Origin of the sequence: Sphingomonas hankyongi, from assembly GCF_023516575.1 — a bacterium.
Classification (GTDB): domain Bacteria; phylum Pseudomonadota; class Alphaproteobacteria; order Sphingomonadales; family Sphingomonadaceae; genus Sphingomicrobium; species Sphingomicrobium hankyongi.
Map to the genome: position 1 here is coordinate 668305 of NZ_JAMGBE010000001.1, position 17885 is coordinate 686189.

At 63.7% G+C, this 17885-nt stretch carries 18 protein-coding genes; 11 read left to right on the forward strand and 7 right to left on the reverse strand.

The genetic code is table 11. From position 1 onward, the window contains the following. Positions 1-29 precede the first annotated feature (29 nt). The 8 genes from LZ538_RS03640 (at position 30) to LZ538_RS03675 (ending at position 5981) form a co-directional block, all read left to right on the forward strand. A complete protein-coding gene (locus LZ538_RS03640; protein ID WP_249830629.1) occupies positions 30-1298 on the forward strand; it encodes a dipeptidase in 1269 nt (422 codons plus the stop codon). Continuing rightward, positions 1295-1957 (forward strand): MBL fold metallo-hydrolase, encoded by a 663-nt coding sequence (locus LZ538_RS03645; protein ID WP_249830630.1) that lies wholly within the window; start codon positions 1295-1297, stop codon positions 1955-1957. Before LZ538_RS03640 ends, LZ538_RS03645 begins: the two co-directional genes overlap by 4 nt. Before the next feature lie 75 nt (positions 1958-2032). Continuing rightward, the gene (locus LZ538_RS03650) at positions 2033-2794 is read left to right on the forward strand and encodes a glucose 1-dehydrogenase (protein ID WP_249830631.1); all 762 of its coding nucleotides are present in this window, start codon (positions 2033-2035) and stop codon (positions 2792-2794) included. 145 nt (positions 2795-2939) lie between these two features. Next, the gene (gene rpmF, locus LZ538_RS03655; protein ID WP_249830632.1) at positions 2940-3119 is read left to right on the forward strand and encodes a 50S ribosomal protein L32; all 180 of its coding nucleotides are present in this window, start codon (positions 2940-2942) and stop codon (positions 3117-3119) included. Between the two features lie 14 nt (positions 3120-3133). Then, the gene (plsX, locus tag LZ538_RS03660; protein WP_249830633.1) at positions 3134-4183 is read left to right on the forward strand and encodes a phosphate acyltransferase PlsX; all 1050 of its coding nucleotides are present in this window, start codon (positions 3134-3136) and stop codon (positions 4181-4183) included. After that, positions 4180-5139 carry a beta-ketoacyl-ACP synthase III gene (locus LZ538_RS03665; protein WP_249830634.1) on the forward strand — a complete coding sequence of 320 codons (960 nt, stop codon included), beginning with the start codon at positions 4180-4182 and terminating at the stop codon, positions 5137-5139. The genes plsX and LZ538_RS03665 overlap by 4 nt, the downstream gene beginning before the upstream one ends. A gap of 105 nt (positions 5140-5244) precedes the next feature. After that, complete coding sequence (locus tag LZ538_RS03670; protein WP_249830635.1) at positions 5245-5574, forward strand: integration host factor subunit alpha; 330 nt, start codon at positions 5245-5247, stop codon at positions 5572-5574. A gap of 8 nt (positions 5575-5582) precedes the next feature. Beyond that, positions 5583-5981, forward strand: a complete 399-nt coding sequence (locus LZ538_RS03675) for a MerR family transcriptional regulator (RefSeq protein WP_249830636.1) — start codon at positions 5583-5585, stop codon at positions 5979-5981. On the opposite strand, the gene LZ538_RS03680 is transcribed toward LZ538_RS03675, so the two are convergent. Genes LZ538_RS03680 through LZ538_RS03690 form a run of 3 tightly spaced genes read right to left on the reverse strand, consistent with a single transcriptional unit; the run spans position 5978 to position 9576 of the window. Next, positions 5978-6493 (reverse strand): SixA phosphatase family protein, encoded by a 516-nt coding sequence (locus LZ538_RS03680; protein ID WP_249830637.1) that lies wholly within the window; start codon positions 6491-6493, stop codon positions 5978-5980. The two genes, LZ538_RS03675 and LZ538_RS03680, sit on opposite strands and share 4 nt — an antisense overlap. Further along, positions 6490-9186 (reverse strand): ATP-dependent DNA helicase, encoded by a 2697-nt coding sequence (locus LZ538_RS03685; protein ID WP_249830638.1) that lies wholly within the window; start codon positions 9184-9186, stop codon positions 6490-6492. Before LZ538_RS03685 ends, LZ538_RS03680 begins: the two co-directional genes overlap by 4 nt. 39 nt (positions 9187-9225) lie before the next feature. After that, positions 9226-9576: a GFA family protein gene (locus LZ538_RS03690; RefSeq protein WP_249830639.1), complete on the reverse strand. Its 351-nt coding sequence runs from the start codon at positions 9574-9576 to the stop codon at positions 9226-9228. 120 nt (positions 9577-9696) lie between these two features. Here LZ538_RS03690 and LZ538_RS03695 point away from each other — a divergent pair, with 120 nt between their 5' ends. Both LZ538_RS03695 and LZ538_RS03700 read left to right on the forward strand, forming a co-directional pair. Further along, positions 9697-11124, forward strand: coding sequence for a class I SAM-dependent methyltransferase (locus tag LZ538_RS03695; protein ID WP_249830640.1), 1428 nt, complete (start codon positions 9697-9699; stop codon positions 11122-11124). A gap of 54 nt (positions 11125-11178) precedes the next feature. Next, positions 11179-12765 (forward strand): lysine--tRNA ligase, encoded by a 1587-nt coding sequence (locus LZ538_RS03700; RefSeq protein ID WP_249830641.1) that lies wholly within the window; start codon positions 11179-11181, stop codon positions 12763-12765. On the opposite strand, the gene LZ538_RS03705 is transcribed toward LZ538_RS03700, so the two are convergent. After that, positions 12762-12986 (reverse strand): hypothetical protein, encoded by a 225-nt coding sequence (locus LZ538_RS03705; protein ID WP_249830642.1) that lies wholly within the window; start codon positions 12984-12986, stop codon positions 12762-12764. The two genes, LZ538_RS03700 and LZ538_RS03705, sit on opposite strands and share 4 nt — an antisense overlap. A gap of 90 nt (positions 12987-13076) precedes the next feature. After that, entirely contained in the window at positions 13077-14147 is a 1071-nt protein-coding gene (locus LZ538_RS03710) for a S41 family peptidase (RefSeq protein WP_347402735.1), read from the reverse strand. A 96-nt stretch (positions 14148-14243) separates the two neighbouring features. On the opposite strand from LZ538_RS03710, the gene LZ538_RS03715 reads away from it, so the two are divergent. Further along, positions 14244-14720, forward strand: a complete 477-nt coding sequence (locus LZ538_RS03715; protein WP_249830644.1) for an Lrp/AsnC family transcriptional regulator — start codon at positions 14244-14246, stop codon at positions 14718-14720. Between the two features lie 15 nt (positions 14721-14735). Here the strand turns inward: LZ538_RS03715 and LZ538_RS03720 are convergent, their stop codons facing one another. Together LZ538_RS03720 and LZ538_RS03725 are read right to left on the reverse strand one after the other, a co-directional pair. Next, positions 14736-15770 carry a potassium channel family protein gene (locus LZ538_RS03720; RefSeq protein WP_249830645.1) on the reverse strand — a complete coding sequence of 345 codons (1035 nt, stop codon included), beginning with the start codon at positions 15768-15770 and terminating at the stop codon, positions 14736-14738. Positions 15771-15947: 177 nt separating this feature from the next. Then, complete coding sequence (locus LZ538_RS03725; RefSeq protein ID WP_430741947.1) at positions 15948-17795, reverse strand: DUF885 domain-containing protein; 1848 nt, start codon at positions 17793-17795, stop codon at positions 15948-15950. Positions 17796-17885 lie beyond the last annotated feature (90 nt).

Consider the following 17885-nt stretch of genomic DNA (forward strand, 5'->3'; position numbering starts at 1 on the left):
CAGGCCAGCGCTGTTCGTAACAACCCCTCATGAAAGCACGCACAATCATCCTGGCAGGCGTTGCCCTGTCGCTTTTTTCCGCTGCCGCGACGGCGGAGCCGATCGATCCGAAGGTCCAGGCGCGCATCGACCGGATCCTCAAGCGAACGCCGCTCATCGACGGTCATAACGACATCGCCGAGCAGCTTTCCGAGAACTACAAACGCAGCATAGCGGGGCTCGCTGCCGGCACGGACCAGCGTCAACCCAATCCGCTGATGACCGACATGGCACGGCTTCACCAGGGGCGCGTCGGCGGCCAATTCTGGTCCGTCTATATCGACGGGACGATCACCGGCGACGCGGCGATCCGCGAAACGATCGAGCAGATCGACGTGGTGCGGCGCATGATCGATTCCTATCCGAACGACCTCGAGCTGGCGGCCACCGCCGACGATGTGACCCGCATTCACAAGAGCGGGCGGGTGGCATCGATGATCGGCATTGAGGGCGGTCGTCAGATCGGCGGCTCGCTGGCCGCGCTTCGCCAATTCTACAATCTCGGCGCACGCTACATGACGCTGACCCACAATCAGACCACCGAATGGGCCGACAGCGCCACCGACGACCCCAAATATGACGGGCTGAGCGCCTTCGGCGTGACCGTCGTTCACGAGATGAATCGGTTGGGCATGCTGGTCGATCTCAGCCACGTTTCGGCGGCTACGATGAAAGACGCGATTGCTGCGAGCCGCGCCCCGGTGATCTTTTCCCATTCGTCGGCGCGCGGATTGGTCGGGCACCTCCGCAACGTCCCCGACGACGTGCTCGCGCTGCTGCCCGCGAACGGCGGCGTCGTGATGGTCAATTTCGTGCCCGACTTCGTCTCCGACGCCGTGTGGCGCTGGGGCGCGGAGAAGAATGCCGAGGAAGCGCGGCTCAAGGTCTTCCATCGCGACAGCAAGGCCGAAGTGGAAGCGGGCCTGAAGGCCTGGGAGGCGGCGCATCCGAGGCCTCCGGTGACAGTTCCCGCCATCGCCGATCACATCGAGCATATCGTGAAGGTCGCGGGCTACGACCACGTCGGGCTCGGCGGCGATTTCGACGGCATTCCCTACACGCCGGGCGATCTGAGAGGCGTCCAGGATTATCCGAACCTTTTCGCCGAGCTGATCCGCCGGGGTTGGTCGGATGAAAATCTCGGGAAGCTCGCCGGCGGAAACGTCCTCCGCGCGCTTCGCCAGGCCGAAGCCGTCGCTGCGTCGATGAAGAATGAACCGGCCGCGATGTCTCCAGTCGACGAGGCGCCGGCGCAGTGACCGGACAGCCCCTTCGCGCGGCGATCATCCCGGTCACTCCTTTGCAGCAGAATTGCACCTTGCTGTGGTGCACCGCGACCATGCGCGCGGCTTTCGTCGATCCGGGCGGCGACCTGCCCAAGCTGAAGGCCGCGGCCCAACAGGCCGGAGTGGCGGTCGAGAAGATCCTGCTGACGCACGGTCACATCGATCATTGCGGGGCCGCAGGGATCTTCGCGCAAGACCTTGGCGTACCGATCGAAGGGCCGCACAAGGACGACATCTTCTGGATCGATCGTCTCGCGGAAGATGGAAGCCGATACGGCATCGCGGGTCAGCCATTCGAGCCCGACCGCTGGCTTGCGGATGGCGATGAGGTGAAAGTGGGCGAGCTCACGCTCAAAGTCCGCCATTGCCCCGGCCACACTCCCGGTCACGTCGTCTTCCATCATCCGGGATCGAAGCTGGCGCTGGTCGGCGACGTGCTGTTTCGCGGCTCCATTGGGCGCTGGGACTTCCCTCACGGCAATCACGAGCAGCTCATCCGATCCATTACGGAGCGGCTTTGGCCGATGGGCGATGAGACGGCGTTCGTTCCGGGCCATGGACCGATGTCGACCTTCGGGCACGAGCGCGCGACTAACCCGCTCGTGAGTGATGCCGCGCTCGCCGCGGCCTGAAAACGTCCGTAACTTCACGGAGTGCGCGGCAGCCGTGTGCATTCCACTGTGCGCACCGCACTTTGGAGAGCTGGCATGCCGGCGGGGGAAGGACGGGTCGCGCTCATCACAGGCGCGAGCTCCGGAATCGGAAGAGCAACTGCGCTGGCTTTCGCTCGCGACGGATATGCAACGGTCGTCGCCGACGTCGCCGAGGAGCAGGGACGGGCCACGGCGACCGATTGCGGACGGTTAGGGCAACAATCCCGCTTCATCTGCTGCGACGTGTCTGACAAGGCGAGCGTGCGGCGACTCATCGCTGAAACCGTCGCGAGCTTCGGCCGGCTCGACGCCGCCTTCAACAATGCGGGAACCCTGGGCGAACTCGCCCAGACGGGCGATTGCAGTACCAGCAACTTCGACCGTGTCATCGCCGTGAACCTGCGCGGGACGTGGCTGTGCATGCGCCAGGAACTCCGCCAGATGGCCAAACAGGAAAGCGGCGGAGCCATCGTCAATTGTTCCTCCGTGGCCGGGCTGGTCGGCTTTCCCGGTATCCCCGCCTATGTCGCATCGAAGCATGGCGTCGTCGGCCTCACGCGGGCGGCTGCACTGGAGTACGGACGTCAGAAGGTGCGGGTGAATGCGGTATGCCCCGGGCCCATTCAGACGGCGATGCTGGACCAGCTGATGCCGGGAGTGCCTGGAGGCGAAGAGGCTTTGGTCCAGCTGGAGCCGGTCGGCCGCATAGGCGCGCCTGACGACATCTCCGCTGCCGTAGTCTGGCTTTGCAGCCCAGAAGCGAGCTTCGTGACGGGCCAGGCCATCGCCGTGGACGGCGGATGGACGACGGGCTGAAGTGACTTGCCCGCAGCGCTTGCGATCTCAGCGCTTTACGCTATAGGGACCGCGGTTCGCGACGATCCGGGCGCCGCCGCGGGACTTTCCCGTCGAGAGAAGGCGCAGATCGTCGCAATTTTTATTTGATTGAAGGTGTGCCGGAATGGCTGTCCCTAAGAGAAAAACATCGCCGTCGAAGCGAAACATGCGCCGCAGCCATCACGCGCTGCAGGCCAAGAGCTTCCAGGAATGCCCGAACTGCGGCGAGTTGAAGCTCCCGCACAACATGTGCTCGGCATGCGGCCATTATAACGGCCGCGAGATCGTCCCGATCGAGGCCTAAGAGCGGCGGCCCGTATGAGTGGGGGGCCGCGTATCGCGATCGACGCAATGGGTGGCGACACGGGCGCCGCGGCTATGGTCGCGGGCGTCTCACGAGCGCGGCGTCACGATCCCTCCCTCGAATTCCTCATTTACGGCGATGAGAAGCAGGTGCGCCGCGAGCTCGCTGCGCATCGGAACCTGGAAGCCGGCGTCCAGCTGGTCCATTCGGCCGAACAGATCGAATCCAGCGAGAAACCGAGCCAGGCGATCCGGCGAGCGCGCACCACCTCGATGGGCATGGCGATCAACGCGGTGAAGGAAGGCAAGGCGGATGCCGCCGTATCGGGCGGAAATACCGGTGCCCTGATGGCCATGTCCAAACTGGCCCTCCGGACCATGCCGGGGATCGACCGTCCGGCGCTTGCCGCACTGCTCCCGTCGCTCGGCAAGCATGATTGCGTGATGCTGGACCTCGGCGCGAACACGGAATGCGACGCCCAGAACCTGGTCCAGTTCGCTGTCATGGGATCCGCCTACGCTCGCACCGTCCTGGGAATCTCCAAGCCTCGCGTGAAGCTGCTCAATATCGGGACCGAAGAGCTCAAGGGCACCGACGAGCTGAAGGAAGCCGCGGCTTTGTTGCGGGAGGCGGATTATTTGCCGCTGCGGTTCGACGGATTCACGGAGGGCGATCAGCTATCGAGAGGCGAGATGGATGTTGTCGTCACCGATGGGTTCTCCGGAAACATTGCCCTCAAGACGGCCGAGGGCACAGCCAGGTTCGTCACCGATCTGCTCCGCCGCGCATTCAAGAGCTCACTTCGGTCGAAGGCTGGTTTCGCCTTGTCCCGCCCGGCACTGAACCTCCTCAAGGTCCACCTGGACCCCAACAATCACAATGGCGCGGTTTTCCTGGGGCTTAACGGCCTGGTCGTGAAGAGCCACGGCGGCGCGAATCCTAAGGGCGTAGCGAATGCCGTCGGCGTCGCCGCCAGCATGGTGCGCAACGACATCACCCGGAAGATCGGGGACGACCTCGACAACTTCCGCGCCCACGCTTTCGCCAACGAGGCCGCGCAATGACCCGCCGTTCCGTCGTCGCAGGTGTGGGGTCGGCGCTGCCCAAGCGGCGAATCGACAATGAAGAGCTGGCGCAGCGCGTGGATACGTCCGATGCGTGGATCGTCGAGCGGACGGGGATCAAGAGCCGCTATATTGCGGACGACAGCGAGACGACTGCGAGCCTCGCCACCGAGGCCGCGAAGCGGGCGCTCGAACATGCGGGGGTTTCGGCGGCGGAAATCGACCTGATCGTGCTCGCGACGGCCACGCCCGACCAGACCTTCCCATCGTCGGCGACCAAAGTGCAGGCGGCGCTGGGGATCAACGACTGCATCGCGTTCGACGTGCACGCGGTTTGCACCGGGTTCCTCTACGCACTGTCAGTTGCGGATTCGATGCTGCGATCAGGCAACGCCCAAAGGGCGCTGGTGATTGGAGCGGAGACGTTCAGCCGCATTCTCGACTGGGAAGACCGCGCAACATGCGTGCTGTTCGGCGATGGCGCGGGCGCGCTCGTACTGAGCGCCGAGGAGACGGATGGCGGCATCCTTGCCACGAAGCTCCATGCCGACGGTCGTCATAACGACCTGCTCTTCGTCGATGGCGGTCCTTCAACGACCGGAACGGTCGGCAAGCTCCGGATGAAGGGCCGTGAGGTATTCCGCCATGCGGTGGTGAATCTGGCGGACGTGCTGAACGAGGTGCTCCAAGGTGCCGGCCTGACGTCGGCCGACGTCGACTGGGTCGTCCCGCATCAAGCCAACATGCGAATCCTGGATGCGACGGCCAGGAAGTTGGGCCTTCCGCCTGAAAAGGTGGTGGTCACCGTAGACAAGCACGCAAACACTTCAGCCGCTTCCGTGCCGCTCGCTTTTGACGCGGCGATCAAGGACGGCCGCATCAAGCGCGGCGATCTGGTTGTGCTTGAAGCGATGGGCGGTGGCTTTACATGGGGCGCGGCAGCGCTCAGGTATTGAAAAAGATAGAAAATCCGTGGAATGTCGAATTGCCGACGGCATGGATTTCCGTTACGAAGGCGTATTGATTTTGGCGGGGGCGCCGGCAAAAGGCGGGAGATGGAAATGGCCGATCTAGGCATCGCGCGGCTTAACAAGGATTCCGATGTGAACGGTACGCTGACGCGCGCCGATCTCGCGGATGTCGTGCATAACAAGCTCGGTCTGTCGCGCGCCGAGTCGGCGGGCCTTGTCGAGCGCGTGCTTCACCACATGTGCCACGCTCTCTCCGAAGGCCAGAATGTGAAGATTTCCGGCTTCGGGACCTTCATCCTTCGCGACAAGGGCGAGCGGATCGGCCGCAATCCCAAGACCGGGGTCGAGGTTCCGATTGCTCCGCGCCGCGTGATGACCTTCCGGGCCAGCCAGATCATGCGCGACAGGATCGCGACGTAGGACACCCGATGGCGACGCGGACAAAGGATCCCGACGCCCTCAAGACGATTGGCGAATTGTCGCAGGAGCTGGGCGTTGCGCAGCACGTCCTGCGTTATTGGGAGTCCCGCTTCCCGCAGCTCAGGCCGATGCAACGTGCCGGCAACCGTCGTTACTATCGTCCCGCGGACGTCGCGCTCGCGCGCCGTATCCACCGGCTCCTCAATGAAGAGGGATATACGGTGAAAGGTGTGCAGAAGGTGCTTCGTGAAGCCGGCGGAGATGGCGAACCCGCTCCCGAAATTGCGGCGGCCCCGACGCAACAGCAGCCTGTGCGACCGGTCCACGGAGAATTCCGACAAAGCAGCCTAGACGTCTCGCGCCTGCTGGCGCTTCGCAATCGCCTGGCTGAGGCGCTGGACCTCTAGTCGAGATCCCGCGGCAGTATCAGCGTTCTGATCAAGCCCGAGGCGGGCTCGACCTCATCCCAGCGCACCGCCGGCAGCTCGATCGTCACCGCAGCAGCGGTGGGCAGATTGTCCTCGATCTTGGCCCGCAAGCCTTCCTCATCGTCGCGAGCGAGGTAGAGGATGATCTCGTGAAGCCCCGGATTGTGGCCGACCATTAGCGGCGCGTGCGCATCCCCTGGAAGCGCGCGGACTTTCGTCAACAGTGTCTCGACGTCGGCCGCGTAAAGCTCCGGGTCGAACTGGACTTCGAGCTCCTTCCCGAGGCCCTCGACAACACCGTCGATGGTCTGCCGCACGCGAACTGCAGGACTCGCGAAGACGATGTCGAATTCCATTTTCCGGCGGCGCATCTCCCGGCCGACCAGCGGCGCGGCCTTTCGGCCACGATCATTCAAAGGTCGATCGAAATCGGATAGCCCCGGGTGGTCCCAGCTCGACTTGGCATGTCGGAGAATCGTGAGGAAGGTCATTCCACGGCCTCTGCCTGACGTTGAGGATTGAACGCCTGCCGCGATTCCACGCGCGCGATCGCGACGTCCAGCGGCACGCGATGAATGGCAACGCCGGACGGAAATGCAGAAAGCAGCCGTGACGGCATGGCTGCCGAAAGAATCACGAATGTCCCGCAGTCGCCCTCGCGGCGGATCAGCCGGCCGAACGCCTGCGCCAGACGAGCGCGGACCACGCGATCGTCATAGGCGCTGCCTCCGCCCGCCATGCGCCGGGCGGCATGCAGCACGGTCGGGCGCGGCCATGGCACGCGCTCCATCACCGCCAGGCGCAGCGATTCACCGGGCACGTCCACGCCATCGCGCAATGCGTCGGTCCCTAGCAGCGACGCGTGGGGGTCAGCGCGGAAGATGTCGACGAGCGTCCCCGCGTCCATCGGATCGACGTGCTGCGCCAGGAGCGGCAAGCCGGCGCGCGCCAGCCGATCGGCGATCCGGGCATGCACAGCCTTCAGCCGCTGGACCGCCGTGAAGAGCCCGAGCGTACCGCCCTTTGCCGCCTCGATCAGCCTTGCATAGGCGCCAGCAAGCGAAGCGATGTCGCCCTGCCGGACGTCAGTGACGATGAGCACTTCCGCGCAGCTCGCATAGTCGAACGGGCTCTCCGCTTCGAAATGCTGGGCAACGCCACCGATGTGCAGAGCGCCGGTCCGTGCTTCGGCTGCCGTCCACCCTTCGCCGCCTCGCAGCGTCGCCGAAGTCACCAGCACCCCATCGGCGGGCGCGATCACCGCCGCCGCCAGGGGTTTCGTCGGGTCGAGCCAGCGGCGATGCACGGCGACGTCGAATTCGCGCCCGTCCGCGCGGTCCACGGCGAGCCAGTCGACGAATTCAGGATCTGCCTCCCCTCCAACGCGCGCCACCAGGGCAATCCATGCGTTGAGCGTCTCACGTCGCCAGGCCAGGCCGCGAAGGGCGCCCTCGACTCGCGCCCGGGCCTGGCTATCGAGCCAGTCGGGCGCATCTTCAACGACTGCTTCGAGCCGCCGTGACAGCGCGGCAAGAGGCTTCTGAAGCGCCTCGAGCGTTTTCATGGCATCGGCCGCTCGCGAGACCAACGGCCCATCAGCCGAGGCCAGCTCCGTTTCGAGGCCATATCCGGCTTCCTGGGCCTTGGCCCGCGCGTAAACCGTACCCCGCACTTCCAGCAGGAAGGCTTCAATGGACCCGAACGGCGCGCCTTCGATCAGGCGTTGCAACCAGCCTTCGGACGGCAGCGCACGGGCCGCCTCGACAGCCGCATCGAGGGCTCGCGCACCCTCCTCGTCATAAGACGCCACGTCCATAAGCCGTGCCGCAAGGCCACGCCGACGCCCACGCGACCTCCCCTCCGGCCCGACGATCCAGCGCCGCATCTCGATCGCTTCCTGGCCGCCGAACACTACCGAGAAAGTCGAGTCGGCCGCATCGAACAGATGATGCCCCTCGTCGAAGAGGATGCGCCCGGGGGCGTCTTCCCGCGCCCGGGCGGCATTGACCATCACCAGGGCATGATTGGCGATGACGATGTCGGCTTCCCGACTGGCGCGCTCGGCGCGCTCGATGAAGCAGCGACGATAGTGCGGGCAGCCCGCATAGACGCATTCGCCGCGTCGGTCGGTCAGGGCTGTCGAGCCCGCGCGGCGGAACAGGGTCGGCAACCAGCCGGGGAGATCGCCGCCGACCATATCGCCATCGCGCGTATATGCGGCCCAGCGTCCAACCAGTTGCGCGAGGATCGCAGGCCTGCCCGAGAACGAACCCTGCAGGGCGTCTTCCAGGTTCAGCAGGCAAAGGTAGTTTTCGCGGCCCTTGCGGACGACGATCCTGCGCGCGCGCTCTTCAGGATTGGCGAACAGCTTCGGCCCCTCGCCGTCGAGTTGCCGCTGGAGCGCCTTCGTGAAAGTCGAAACCCAGACTGTTCCGCCAGCCTCATCGGCCCACAACGACGCCGGCGCGAGATAGGCGAGCGTCTTGCCGATTCCGGTGCCCGCTTCGGCAAGGAGCAGATTGGGCGCGTGCCGGTCGCGCTTGGGGGCGAAGACGTTGGCGACGGCCGCAGCCATGGCACGCTGACCCTCGCGCGGCTCCGCGCGCCCGGTCAGCCGGTCGAGCTTTCGCGTCGCGGCGTCGGGTTGCACGATCAGCGGCCGCGGCGGAGGCCGCTCGGCCGCCTCTTCCCATTGCCTCAGGCGCGAGAAGAGCATGCGCTCGCCCCGCTCTGGGCGTTCGATCCGAGCACCGACAAGCGGAGCCCAGCCCCATCCCAAGCGGTGAAGGGTCGCGTTCGACGTCCATGCCCCTTCGCGTTGAGTCCAGGCGGAATCGCTTAGTGTCGCAAGCAGGGCTTCGGCGATCTGTCCCAGTACTGCCGCGGCGGCCGCGTCACCTGATGGCGGCTCGATGCCGACGGAGTCGCAAAGACCGGCGACCGTCGGAACCGCGAAGCGCGCGGGATGGACGAAAGCGAACAGCTCAAGGAGGTCCAGCCCGCTGAGCTCTGGATAGCCGAGGCGCTGCCCCACAAGCGGCGCATTCAGGACGATATGCGGCGTTTCCGCGGCCTGGGCCACCGCTTCGCCCCGCGTGGCTTCGCGCGCCTGTCCCGTGCCGTCGGTCAGCCAGACTCCAGCATGCGTGGCGTGAAGCGTGGGCAGAGGCGGTACGCGCGGCATTCGCTGACCCTGCCTTGATGAGAACAGAAGAGCAACGTCCTAGAGGCTCGCTCCGTCGTAATGCACGATTTCGATCGTTTCCAAGTCGGCCTCCGGAACGCAGCGCAGGTTGATCATCGCCATCGAACTGCCGTCTGGGCCTTTCCCTTGAGCGAAGGGTTGCACGCCGCAATTCTTGCAGAAGCGGTGATCGATCACGTGCCGGTTGAATTGGTAAGTTTCCAGTTGGTCCTCGCCGCGATTGACGGATACCGCGCTGCCAGGGACCGCACCCAGGACCAAGCTTTTGATGGAGCAGTGCGAGCAGTTGCACATCACCGCCTTGCCGGGGATTTCCGCATCGACGGTCACGCTGACTGCCCCGCAGTGGCAATTTGCTTCGAAGCTCATTGGAGTCCTTCCTTCCTCTGATCCTGGCGACAGGATTTGCAGATAGCCGATGGGGACGGTTTGTCGCATGCCACGAGTGCCCCTAGAGGCTGACGATCGTCCACGCGGAGAAACTCCAAATTGAGTGATTGGTCCCATGGCTACGACGTGTCGACCGAATATAGCTACGGCTTCTATCGTGAGATGGGGCCGGACTGGCTCGACCTTTGCGCTTGGATCGGCGGGTTCGATCCACCGCGGCGACAGGGCTCCTTTCGCTACCTCGACCTTGGCTGCGGCCAAGGGTTCGGCTTGTGTCTCCTCGCCGCCGCAAACCCGAAGGCTGAATTCGTCGGGATAGATTTCCAGCCGGAGCACATCGCCCATGGCCAAGGCCTGGCCGAAGCTGCGGGATTGTCGAATGTGCGTTTCATCCAAGCGGATTTCCTTGACCTGGCCGCCGATTGGCCAGCGGACCTGGGCACCTTCGAATATGTTGTTCTCCACGGCATCCTGAGCTGGGTTTCGCCTTCGCTGCGCGACGCCGTGACGACGTGCCTTTCGCATGGGACCGCGTCGGGCGGGCTCGTCTACGTCAGCTACAACGCGCATCCGGGCTGCCTCAGCACGATACCGCTGCAGCACCTCAGCCAGCTGATCAGGAAATCGAGCGACAAGCAGGGTGCCGCAGCCGTCGAGGCGTCAATTTCGCTGCTGGACCGGCTCTCTGCCGCAGGTGCCCCGGTCTTCCAGGTGCTGCCCGCACTGAAGGCGCGCGTCGAGGCGCTGAAAGGTCGCGACAAAAACTATCTCGCTCACGAATATCTGACCGAAAGTTGGCGGCCGTTTTGGCATTCGGAGGTCGCAGGCCGGTTCCGTCGTGCCGAGCTCGATTACGTCGGCTCGGCCACGATGGCCGACAATCTGACCACCGAATTCCTACCCCCTGCACTTCACCAGGCGGTCACCGAGCAGGAGAGCGCAGAACTTCGTCAAGACCTCCAGGATCTCATCATCAATCAGGCCTTTCGCCGCGACATCTACTGCCGCGGCGCGACGGCGCGGGGGACTCGAAATTCGGCGTCGAAAGATACGCTGCCCGTCTACCTTGCTGCCTCGGTTGATCGAGCTTCGACGCTGAGCTTCGCCACGTCGTTCGGACAGGTGAGCTTCGATCCAGCCATCTTCACGCCCACTATCGACGCGCTGAGGAACGGTGCCAAGTCGCTCGCCGAGCTGTTTCGGCTGCCCAACGCGACTCCGTGGCAGCCGCGGCACATCCTGCTTCTCTTGCTGCACGCCAATGTCCTGGCCCCGGAAGCGGCCGAGCCGGGCGACATCAAGATCGCCCAGCGCCTAAATGCGGTGATCGCCCGGGCGGCGACGGAGAACGCACCATATGAGTATCTCGCGGCGGCGCGCCTCGGCTCGGCGATCCAGGCCAATGCGAGCGATCTTGCGCTGCTCCGTAACTGGATGGAGTCTGCGGGTGGCATTTCCCAATCCCTTCCGCCCGCATTCCTGACCGATACCCTGCCGCGCTGGCAGCAGCTTGGCGTGGTGGAATGATCGAGGCCACCTGCGGGTGGCAGGGCCGGACGCCTTTCGCTAGACGCGCTCTCGATGACTGAGGTCCCCGACATCCGCTCTGCGGCGCTCGCTTCCAAGGCCTGGCCGTACGAGGAGGCGCGCAAGCTGCTTAAGCGCTGGCCGGACGGAAAGCCGAAAGGCGAGCCGGTGATCTTCGAGACGGGCTACGGCCCTTCGGGACTGCCGCACATCGGGACGTGGAACGAGGTCGCGCGAACGACCTTCGTGCGCCAGGCCTATGAGGAGCTGACCGGCGGCGCTCCGACCCGGCTGATCGCATTCAGCGACGATATGGATGGGCTCCGCAAGGTCCCCGACAACGTCCCGAACCAGGCATTGCTGACCGAGAACCTGGGCAAGCCGTTGACGCAAATCCCGGACCCGTTCGGAACGCACGAAAGTTTCGCGCATCACAATAATGCGATGCTGCGTTCGTTCCTCGACCGGTTCGGATTCGACTACGAATTCGTGTCGGCGACGGATTGCTACACAAGCGGCCGGTTCGACGACGTCCTTCGCCAGGTCCTTCGCAGCTGGGATGCGATCATGGACGTGATGCTTCCAACGCTGGGAGAGGATCGGCGCAAGACCTATTCGCCTGTCCTGCCCATCTCACCGAGCAGCGGCCGCGTGCTGCAAGTTCCGGTAGAGGTCGTGGATGCCGATGCCGGAACGATCGCTTTCGAAGACGAGGAGGGCCGCGTCGAGCAATCGGCGTTCGGGGGTCAGGCAAAGCTCCAATGGAAGGTCGACTGGGCCGCGCGCTGGGTAGCGCTGGGCGTCGACTATGAAATGGCTGGCAAGGACCTGATCGACAGCGTTACGCAATCGGGAAAGATCGCCCGCATTCTGGGCGGCCGCGCTCCCGAGGGCTTCAATTATGAGATGTTCCTCGACGAAAAAGGCGAGAAGATCTCCAAGTCGAAGGGAAACGGCCTCAGCCTGGAGGAGTGGCTTCGATACGGCAGCGAACCCAGCTTGGCCTTCTACATCTACCGCGAGCCCAAGCGCGCCAAGAGCCTGCATCTTGGCGTGATTCCGCGCGCGGTCGACGAATATTGGCAGTTCCGCGGCAACTATCCCGGACAGCCGGTCGAGCAGAGGCTCGGCAATCCGGCGCACCACATCCACGGCGGCAAGGTCCCGACCGAGACCCTCCCGCTCACCTACGGTCTGCTGCTCAACCTCGTCAGCCTTCCCGGCATTCATGACAAAGAAACGGCATGGCGCTTCGTCCAGCGCTACTCACCGGACAGCTCGCCCCAAACGGACCCCGAGCTTGATGAGCTGATTGGGCTTGCCGTCAATTATGCGCGGGACTTCGTCGCGCCGACACTCAAGCGCCGACCGCCGACGGAGATGGAGGCGCAGGCTTTGCGCGATCTCGACAATGAGCTCGCGAAGCTGCCCGCTGAATCCTCCGCGGAGGAAATCCAGACCCAGGTGTTCGAAGTCGGCAAGCGCCATCCGTTCGAGTCCTTGCGCGGCTGGTTCCAGGCGCTCTACGAAACTTTGCTCGGCTCTTCACAAGGGCCGCGCATGGGAAGCTTCATCGCGCTCTACGGGATCGAAAATAGCCGCCGCCTCATTGCGGAAGCCCTCGAAGCAGTCGAAGCCTAAGGCAGCAGGCCAGGCGCGCGCCGTCCGACATCGAAAATCGGAACCGCCGCCCGAGAGACTTCCGGCGAAGTCTCCACGACCATCACCGACGCGCGGGCGTGATGATACGGACAACCGGCGTCTTCCGCATTGGCGATGACCGCGCTGCGTTGCTCTGCGGAAAGCGGAGCCACCGCTAATAGTGCGCTCAGAACGAGCAGGTTGCGCATATGGACCAGCATCTGCGGGACTCCTCGATGCTGCTTTATACCTCAGCCGACCGTCCCGTTTCGCGCAAATTCCAGGCGACGAATGCCAGAATTTGGCAGTGCTTAGCGCAGGTTAGCGAGAGCGATAGCGGAGGTCGATTTCACTCCCGAGCGCTTCAGCGCTTCATCGAGCGCGTCGTCCGCCGACGTCACGACGTCGGGCTTCACGCCGATCCCTTCCCAACCCTGGTCCGTGTCGGGGTCGAACGTTCGGCCGAACGGGATGAAGGCCGAGTAGCCGGCGCCAAGCGAGAGCGGATATCCGAAGTTCCCCGCCCCGCGCGTCGTCTCGCCGATTAATGCCGCGCGATGCGTGCGCTTCAATGCCAGCGCCATATGCTCGGCAGCGGAAGCCGAAAAATGCGAAGTGAGCAAATACACCTTCGCTCCAGCCAGTGCCGGCTCCGCCGCCGGAGTCACGAAGTGCCGCCGCCGCGTAACGCCCTCAGGTCCCGAAATAAGCTCCAGCGTCGGTTCCGAATCCGCATCCCCTAGGCGCTGCTCGACGCTCATGCGGGCGTCCATGTCGACCAAGGCAGTCTTCTTCGCGAACAGTTCGGGGAAAAGCACATTCATTTCGTCCATGCCGCCGCCCTTGTGCTGCCGCGCATCGATGATGAGCGTGCGCGCGCCTTTCACCTCGGCCACGAACGACCGCAGCCCTGAGATCGTCGCTTCGTTGCCGTAAAACGCGCTGAAAGAGATGTAGGCGACCCCCGGCGCCAGCCATCCCGATGCAATGATTGTGCTGTCGTTGCTGGGCGCGATCGCCTCGCGCCGTGCGCCACTCCCGCCGGTCTTTGGCGGGAGCAGCTTCAAATGAGCGTCGTAATGAATGGCGCGAAGGTCCGACGTGACCGCTGCGGCAAAACCCTCCGCGCTATCGAATTGATTATAGGCGCCCGCGGCGCGCTTCGCCCGCAGCATCGCGGCATATTTCCTGCCGACGTCCGGCAACACGAAGTCGCTTTCAAGCGCGTCGGCGAGCTTCGCCACAACCGCATCGGCTTCACTTTGCACGAATGGAGCGGATGCTGCAGCGGTGTATGGAGTCGCGGGGGCGGGCGCAGGCTGAGCCGAACAAGGCACCGCCATGCACATCGCCAGAGACGTGAGCATGATTGAGGTACGCATTTTTAAAAAATCCCTTCCAGCCCAGCGTACGGATCGTGGAAAATTACGGAGCGCAAAGTTTGTGCTCTCAGCGATAAAATTTGGCACAAGCACGTCATGCTCGACCAATTTGACGCAGCGCTGCTGGATCTGGCCCAGCGCGACGATTCGAGGACGGCCGATTCCATCGCCGCCGAGATTCCGCTGTCCCCATCCGCAATCGCGCGCCGACTCCGGCGCCTACGGGAAGGGGGATGGATCGCGAGGACCATCGCGATCCTTTCGCCAAAGCTGACGAGCAGCCGGCTACGCGCATGCGTGCTGGTTCAATTGTCCGAGCATGCGGACCAGCGCGGGAAGCAGGAACTGCTGCGGCGGCTCCACGAGACCGAGGAGGTCCAGTTCGCCTACGAGATTAGCGGAACGTACGACCTGCTCGTGCTGGTCGACTGCGCGAACATGGACGAGTTCGTCGCGCTGGCCGAAGGCCTGTTCGCTTCTGATGCGACGGTGCGGCGCTACGAAAGCAACTTCGTGAAGCGCGAGCTGAAGTTCGCCCCGTTCGTCCGATTGTCCGACGCAGCGACGAGCTAAGCAGACAAAAGCGGCTCAGCGCCTGCCCTGGGGTTGGCTGGGGACGACCTCGAGGATTGAATCGCCGGCCTGGACTTTCGGCGCCGGACCCGCGCCCCAGGGGCTAAGGACTTCGGCGCCCCGATGAATACGCACTGCTCGGCCCTCGGATATGTCCCTCAGGGACTGGCCGACCTCGTCTGCCGTCGCTTCGCGTTCGCGAAGCCGGACATGACCTCGCGCGGTGATCAGGTCTCTCAAATATTCCGCGAGATGCTCGCCATGGCTGGCGGCCGCGAGCAGCAGGCCTGCGAAGCTGGTTGGATTGACCACCACATCGGCACCCGCCTGCTGGGCGAGGATCTCATTGTCGGCATTTCGTATTGCAACCGCGATCCGTAGCCCTGGCGCAAGTTGACGCGACGTCAGGACCGTGAGGATGGAGGTATCGTCGCTACCGCAACTGATGATGACCGTCTTGGCGTGCTCGATATGGACAGCCTCTTGCACCTCGTCGCGAGTGGCGTCGCCTCGGATGGTTGCTACCCCTGCTTTCTTGGCGACTTCGATCGCTTCCTCGTCCGCGTCGATCACGACAACATGAGACAAATCGGTTCCTCCAGCGATCAACTCAGCCAATGCGTTCTGTCCGCTACGGCCGAAGCCGGCCAAGACAATGTGATCGTGTAAGGTTCGCTGGATCCTTTGCATGCGCCACTTCTCCCAGCTGCGTTTGACGAGAAACTCGGCCGCCGTGCCGAGAAATATGAGCCACAGGAATATGCGGATCGGCGTGATCAGGAATGCGTCGATTAGCCTGGCCCGCTCCGTGACGGGTGCAATGTCGCCGTAGCCGACCGTCGTAACCGTGATCATGGTGAAGTAGATGACATCCGCGAAGCTTACGTGGTCGTCGGTGTTGTCGCGCAAGCCGTCCCGATCGAACCACAAGATAGCGAACGCCACGGCCAGCAACGTAAATGCGATCGCGATCCGGACCGCGAGACCATGGGACGCCCGCAAGGCCTGTCGCTGCAGCGGCTGAAGCTCCCGCTTGCGAAACACCGGCACCAACCCCTACCGCTGTAATCCGAAGATCGTCCGCATGACCTTTCGGCCACAAGCGCCGTCAACTTCGAAACGTTCTCGCGGCCGAAGTCAGTCGGGGGAATCACCGAGCAGCGTTCCGGGATTGATTATTACGTCGGCCCTCCACGCATAGCAGAAGGCCGCGCGACGAGGAGCTTGCTAGCTCGCTTTTTTCGCCGCGATCCAGCGGTCGATCTTCTGTTCGAGGATCGCGAGCGGCAGCGCGCCGGTCATCAGCACCTGCGCGTGGAATTCGCGAATGTCGAACTTCGGACCGAGCTCGGCTTCCGCCTTCCGGCGCAGACGCTGGATGGTGAGCGCGCCGATCTTATAGGCGGTCGCCTGGCTGGGGATCGCGATGTAGCGCTCAACCTCGGCGGTCGCGTCGGTCCTGGAGATGTCGCTATGGTCCATCATATATTTGATGGACTGGTCGCGCGTCCAACCCTTGGTGTGGATTCCCGTGTCGACCACCAGCCGCATCGCGCGCAGCATCTCGTCGGACAATGTCCCCATCCGCTGGTACGGATCCTTGTAGAAGCCCATGTCGTAGCCGAGCGTTTCGGCATAGAGGGCCCAGCCTTCGGCAAAGGCCGTATTGCCGCCGAAGCGCATGAATGGCGGAAGGGCGTCGTTCTCCTGCGCGAGGCTGATCTGGAAATGGTGACCCGGCTCGCCTTCGTGGAGGAACAGGGTCGTCATGCCCGGAGTCGTTCGCGCGGGCAGGTCATATGCATTGAAGTAAAAGGTGCCCGGCCTATTTCCGTCCGGCGTACCCGGCTCGTAGCTGCCGCCAGCTTCGAATTTCTCCCGGAACGGTTCGTACGGCCGAATCTCCAGCTTAGCCTTGGGCATCGTCGAGAAATATTCCGGAAGCTTGGCTTCGACCTTCTTGCCGATGTCATAATAGCCTTGGGTGAGCGCTTCCCGGCTCTTCATCTTGAACTTCGGATCGGTCCGCAGATAATTGAAGAACTGGTGGAGGTTGCCTTTGAAACCGACCTCCTGCCGCACCTTCTCCTGCTCGGTGGTGATGCGCTCGACCTCCTGAAGGCCGATGTTGTGGATTTCCTCGGGCGTCAGCGGCAGCGTCGTCGTCGACTGCACTTGATACCGGTAAAGCTGATCGCCACCCTTCATGTACATCAGGCCAACGCCTTCGCGGGCGTTCCCTAGATATTCGTTCTTGAAGAAGTCGCGAACCCGAGTGAGGGCGGGATAGAGTTCATCGGTGATCGCCGCGCGATATTCGCGGGTCAGCCGCTCGCGGTCGGCGGAGCCGATGGTGTCCGGGAACTGCTTGACCGGCCCGTAATAAGGCGAGTCTTCCGGCTTCATCTTGAGCTGATTGTCGAGCTGCTCGATCATGTTGCGGACGGTCAGCTTGGTCTCGACCACGCCGCTCGCCTCGCCCTGCTTGAAACGCCCGATCGCGCGGTCGAGGTAGGTCACGAACTCCTTGTGACGCTTGAGGTTGTTCTCATAATCCTCGAGCGTCTTGAATGGCGCGGCACCCTTCCCGCTCGCGAACGTCGGGTAGAAGGTGTGGAAGCCGAAGAAGTGATTCATCGGGCGCACGGCGGTCAGCGCCAACAGGTCGGGCTGGAGCCCGCGCAAAGTGTCCTTGGTGCTGTAGTCGAAGACATCATAGGCGAGCTGGTCGGTCGCATTGAGCTGGTCGCGCGGGATCGCGTGCAAGACATTCAGATCATTCTCGGCGGCGGCGCGCTCGGCGGCGAAATATTCGTCGGTGATGTTGTCGCCGAGATGGTCCGCGTAACGCAGGTCGCCACGGAACAAGGCATTCAGGGGATTGCGCTTGAGCGAGGCTTCGTCGCTGTCCTTGAACAGCTGGAACAAGCGGTCGTGAGCGCTGGCCTGCGGCTCGGCCGGTACCGGCGGAGCTTCGACAGCGGGAGCGGCGGGAGCAACCGGCGGAGCCGTGGTCGCGCAGGCGGCGAGCGCCAGCATGGAAATGGACAGGGTCAGGCCACGAACGGCTTTCATCATTCTCGAAGCTTTCGGCTGGAATTGGTGTGTTAGGCGCCTAATGCGGAAGGGGCGCCGCGGCAATGCCGCAACGCCCCTTCGATCAAC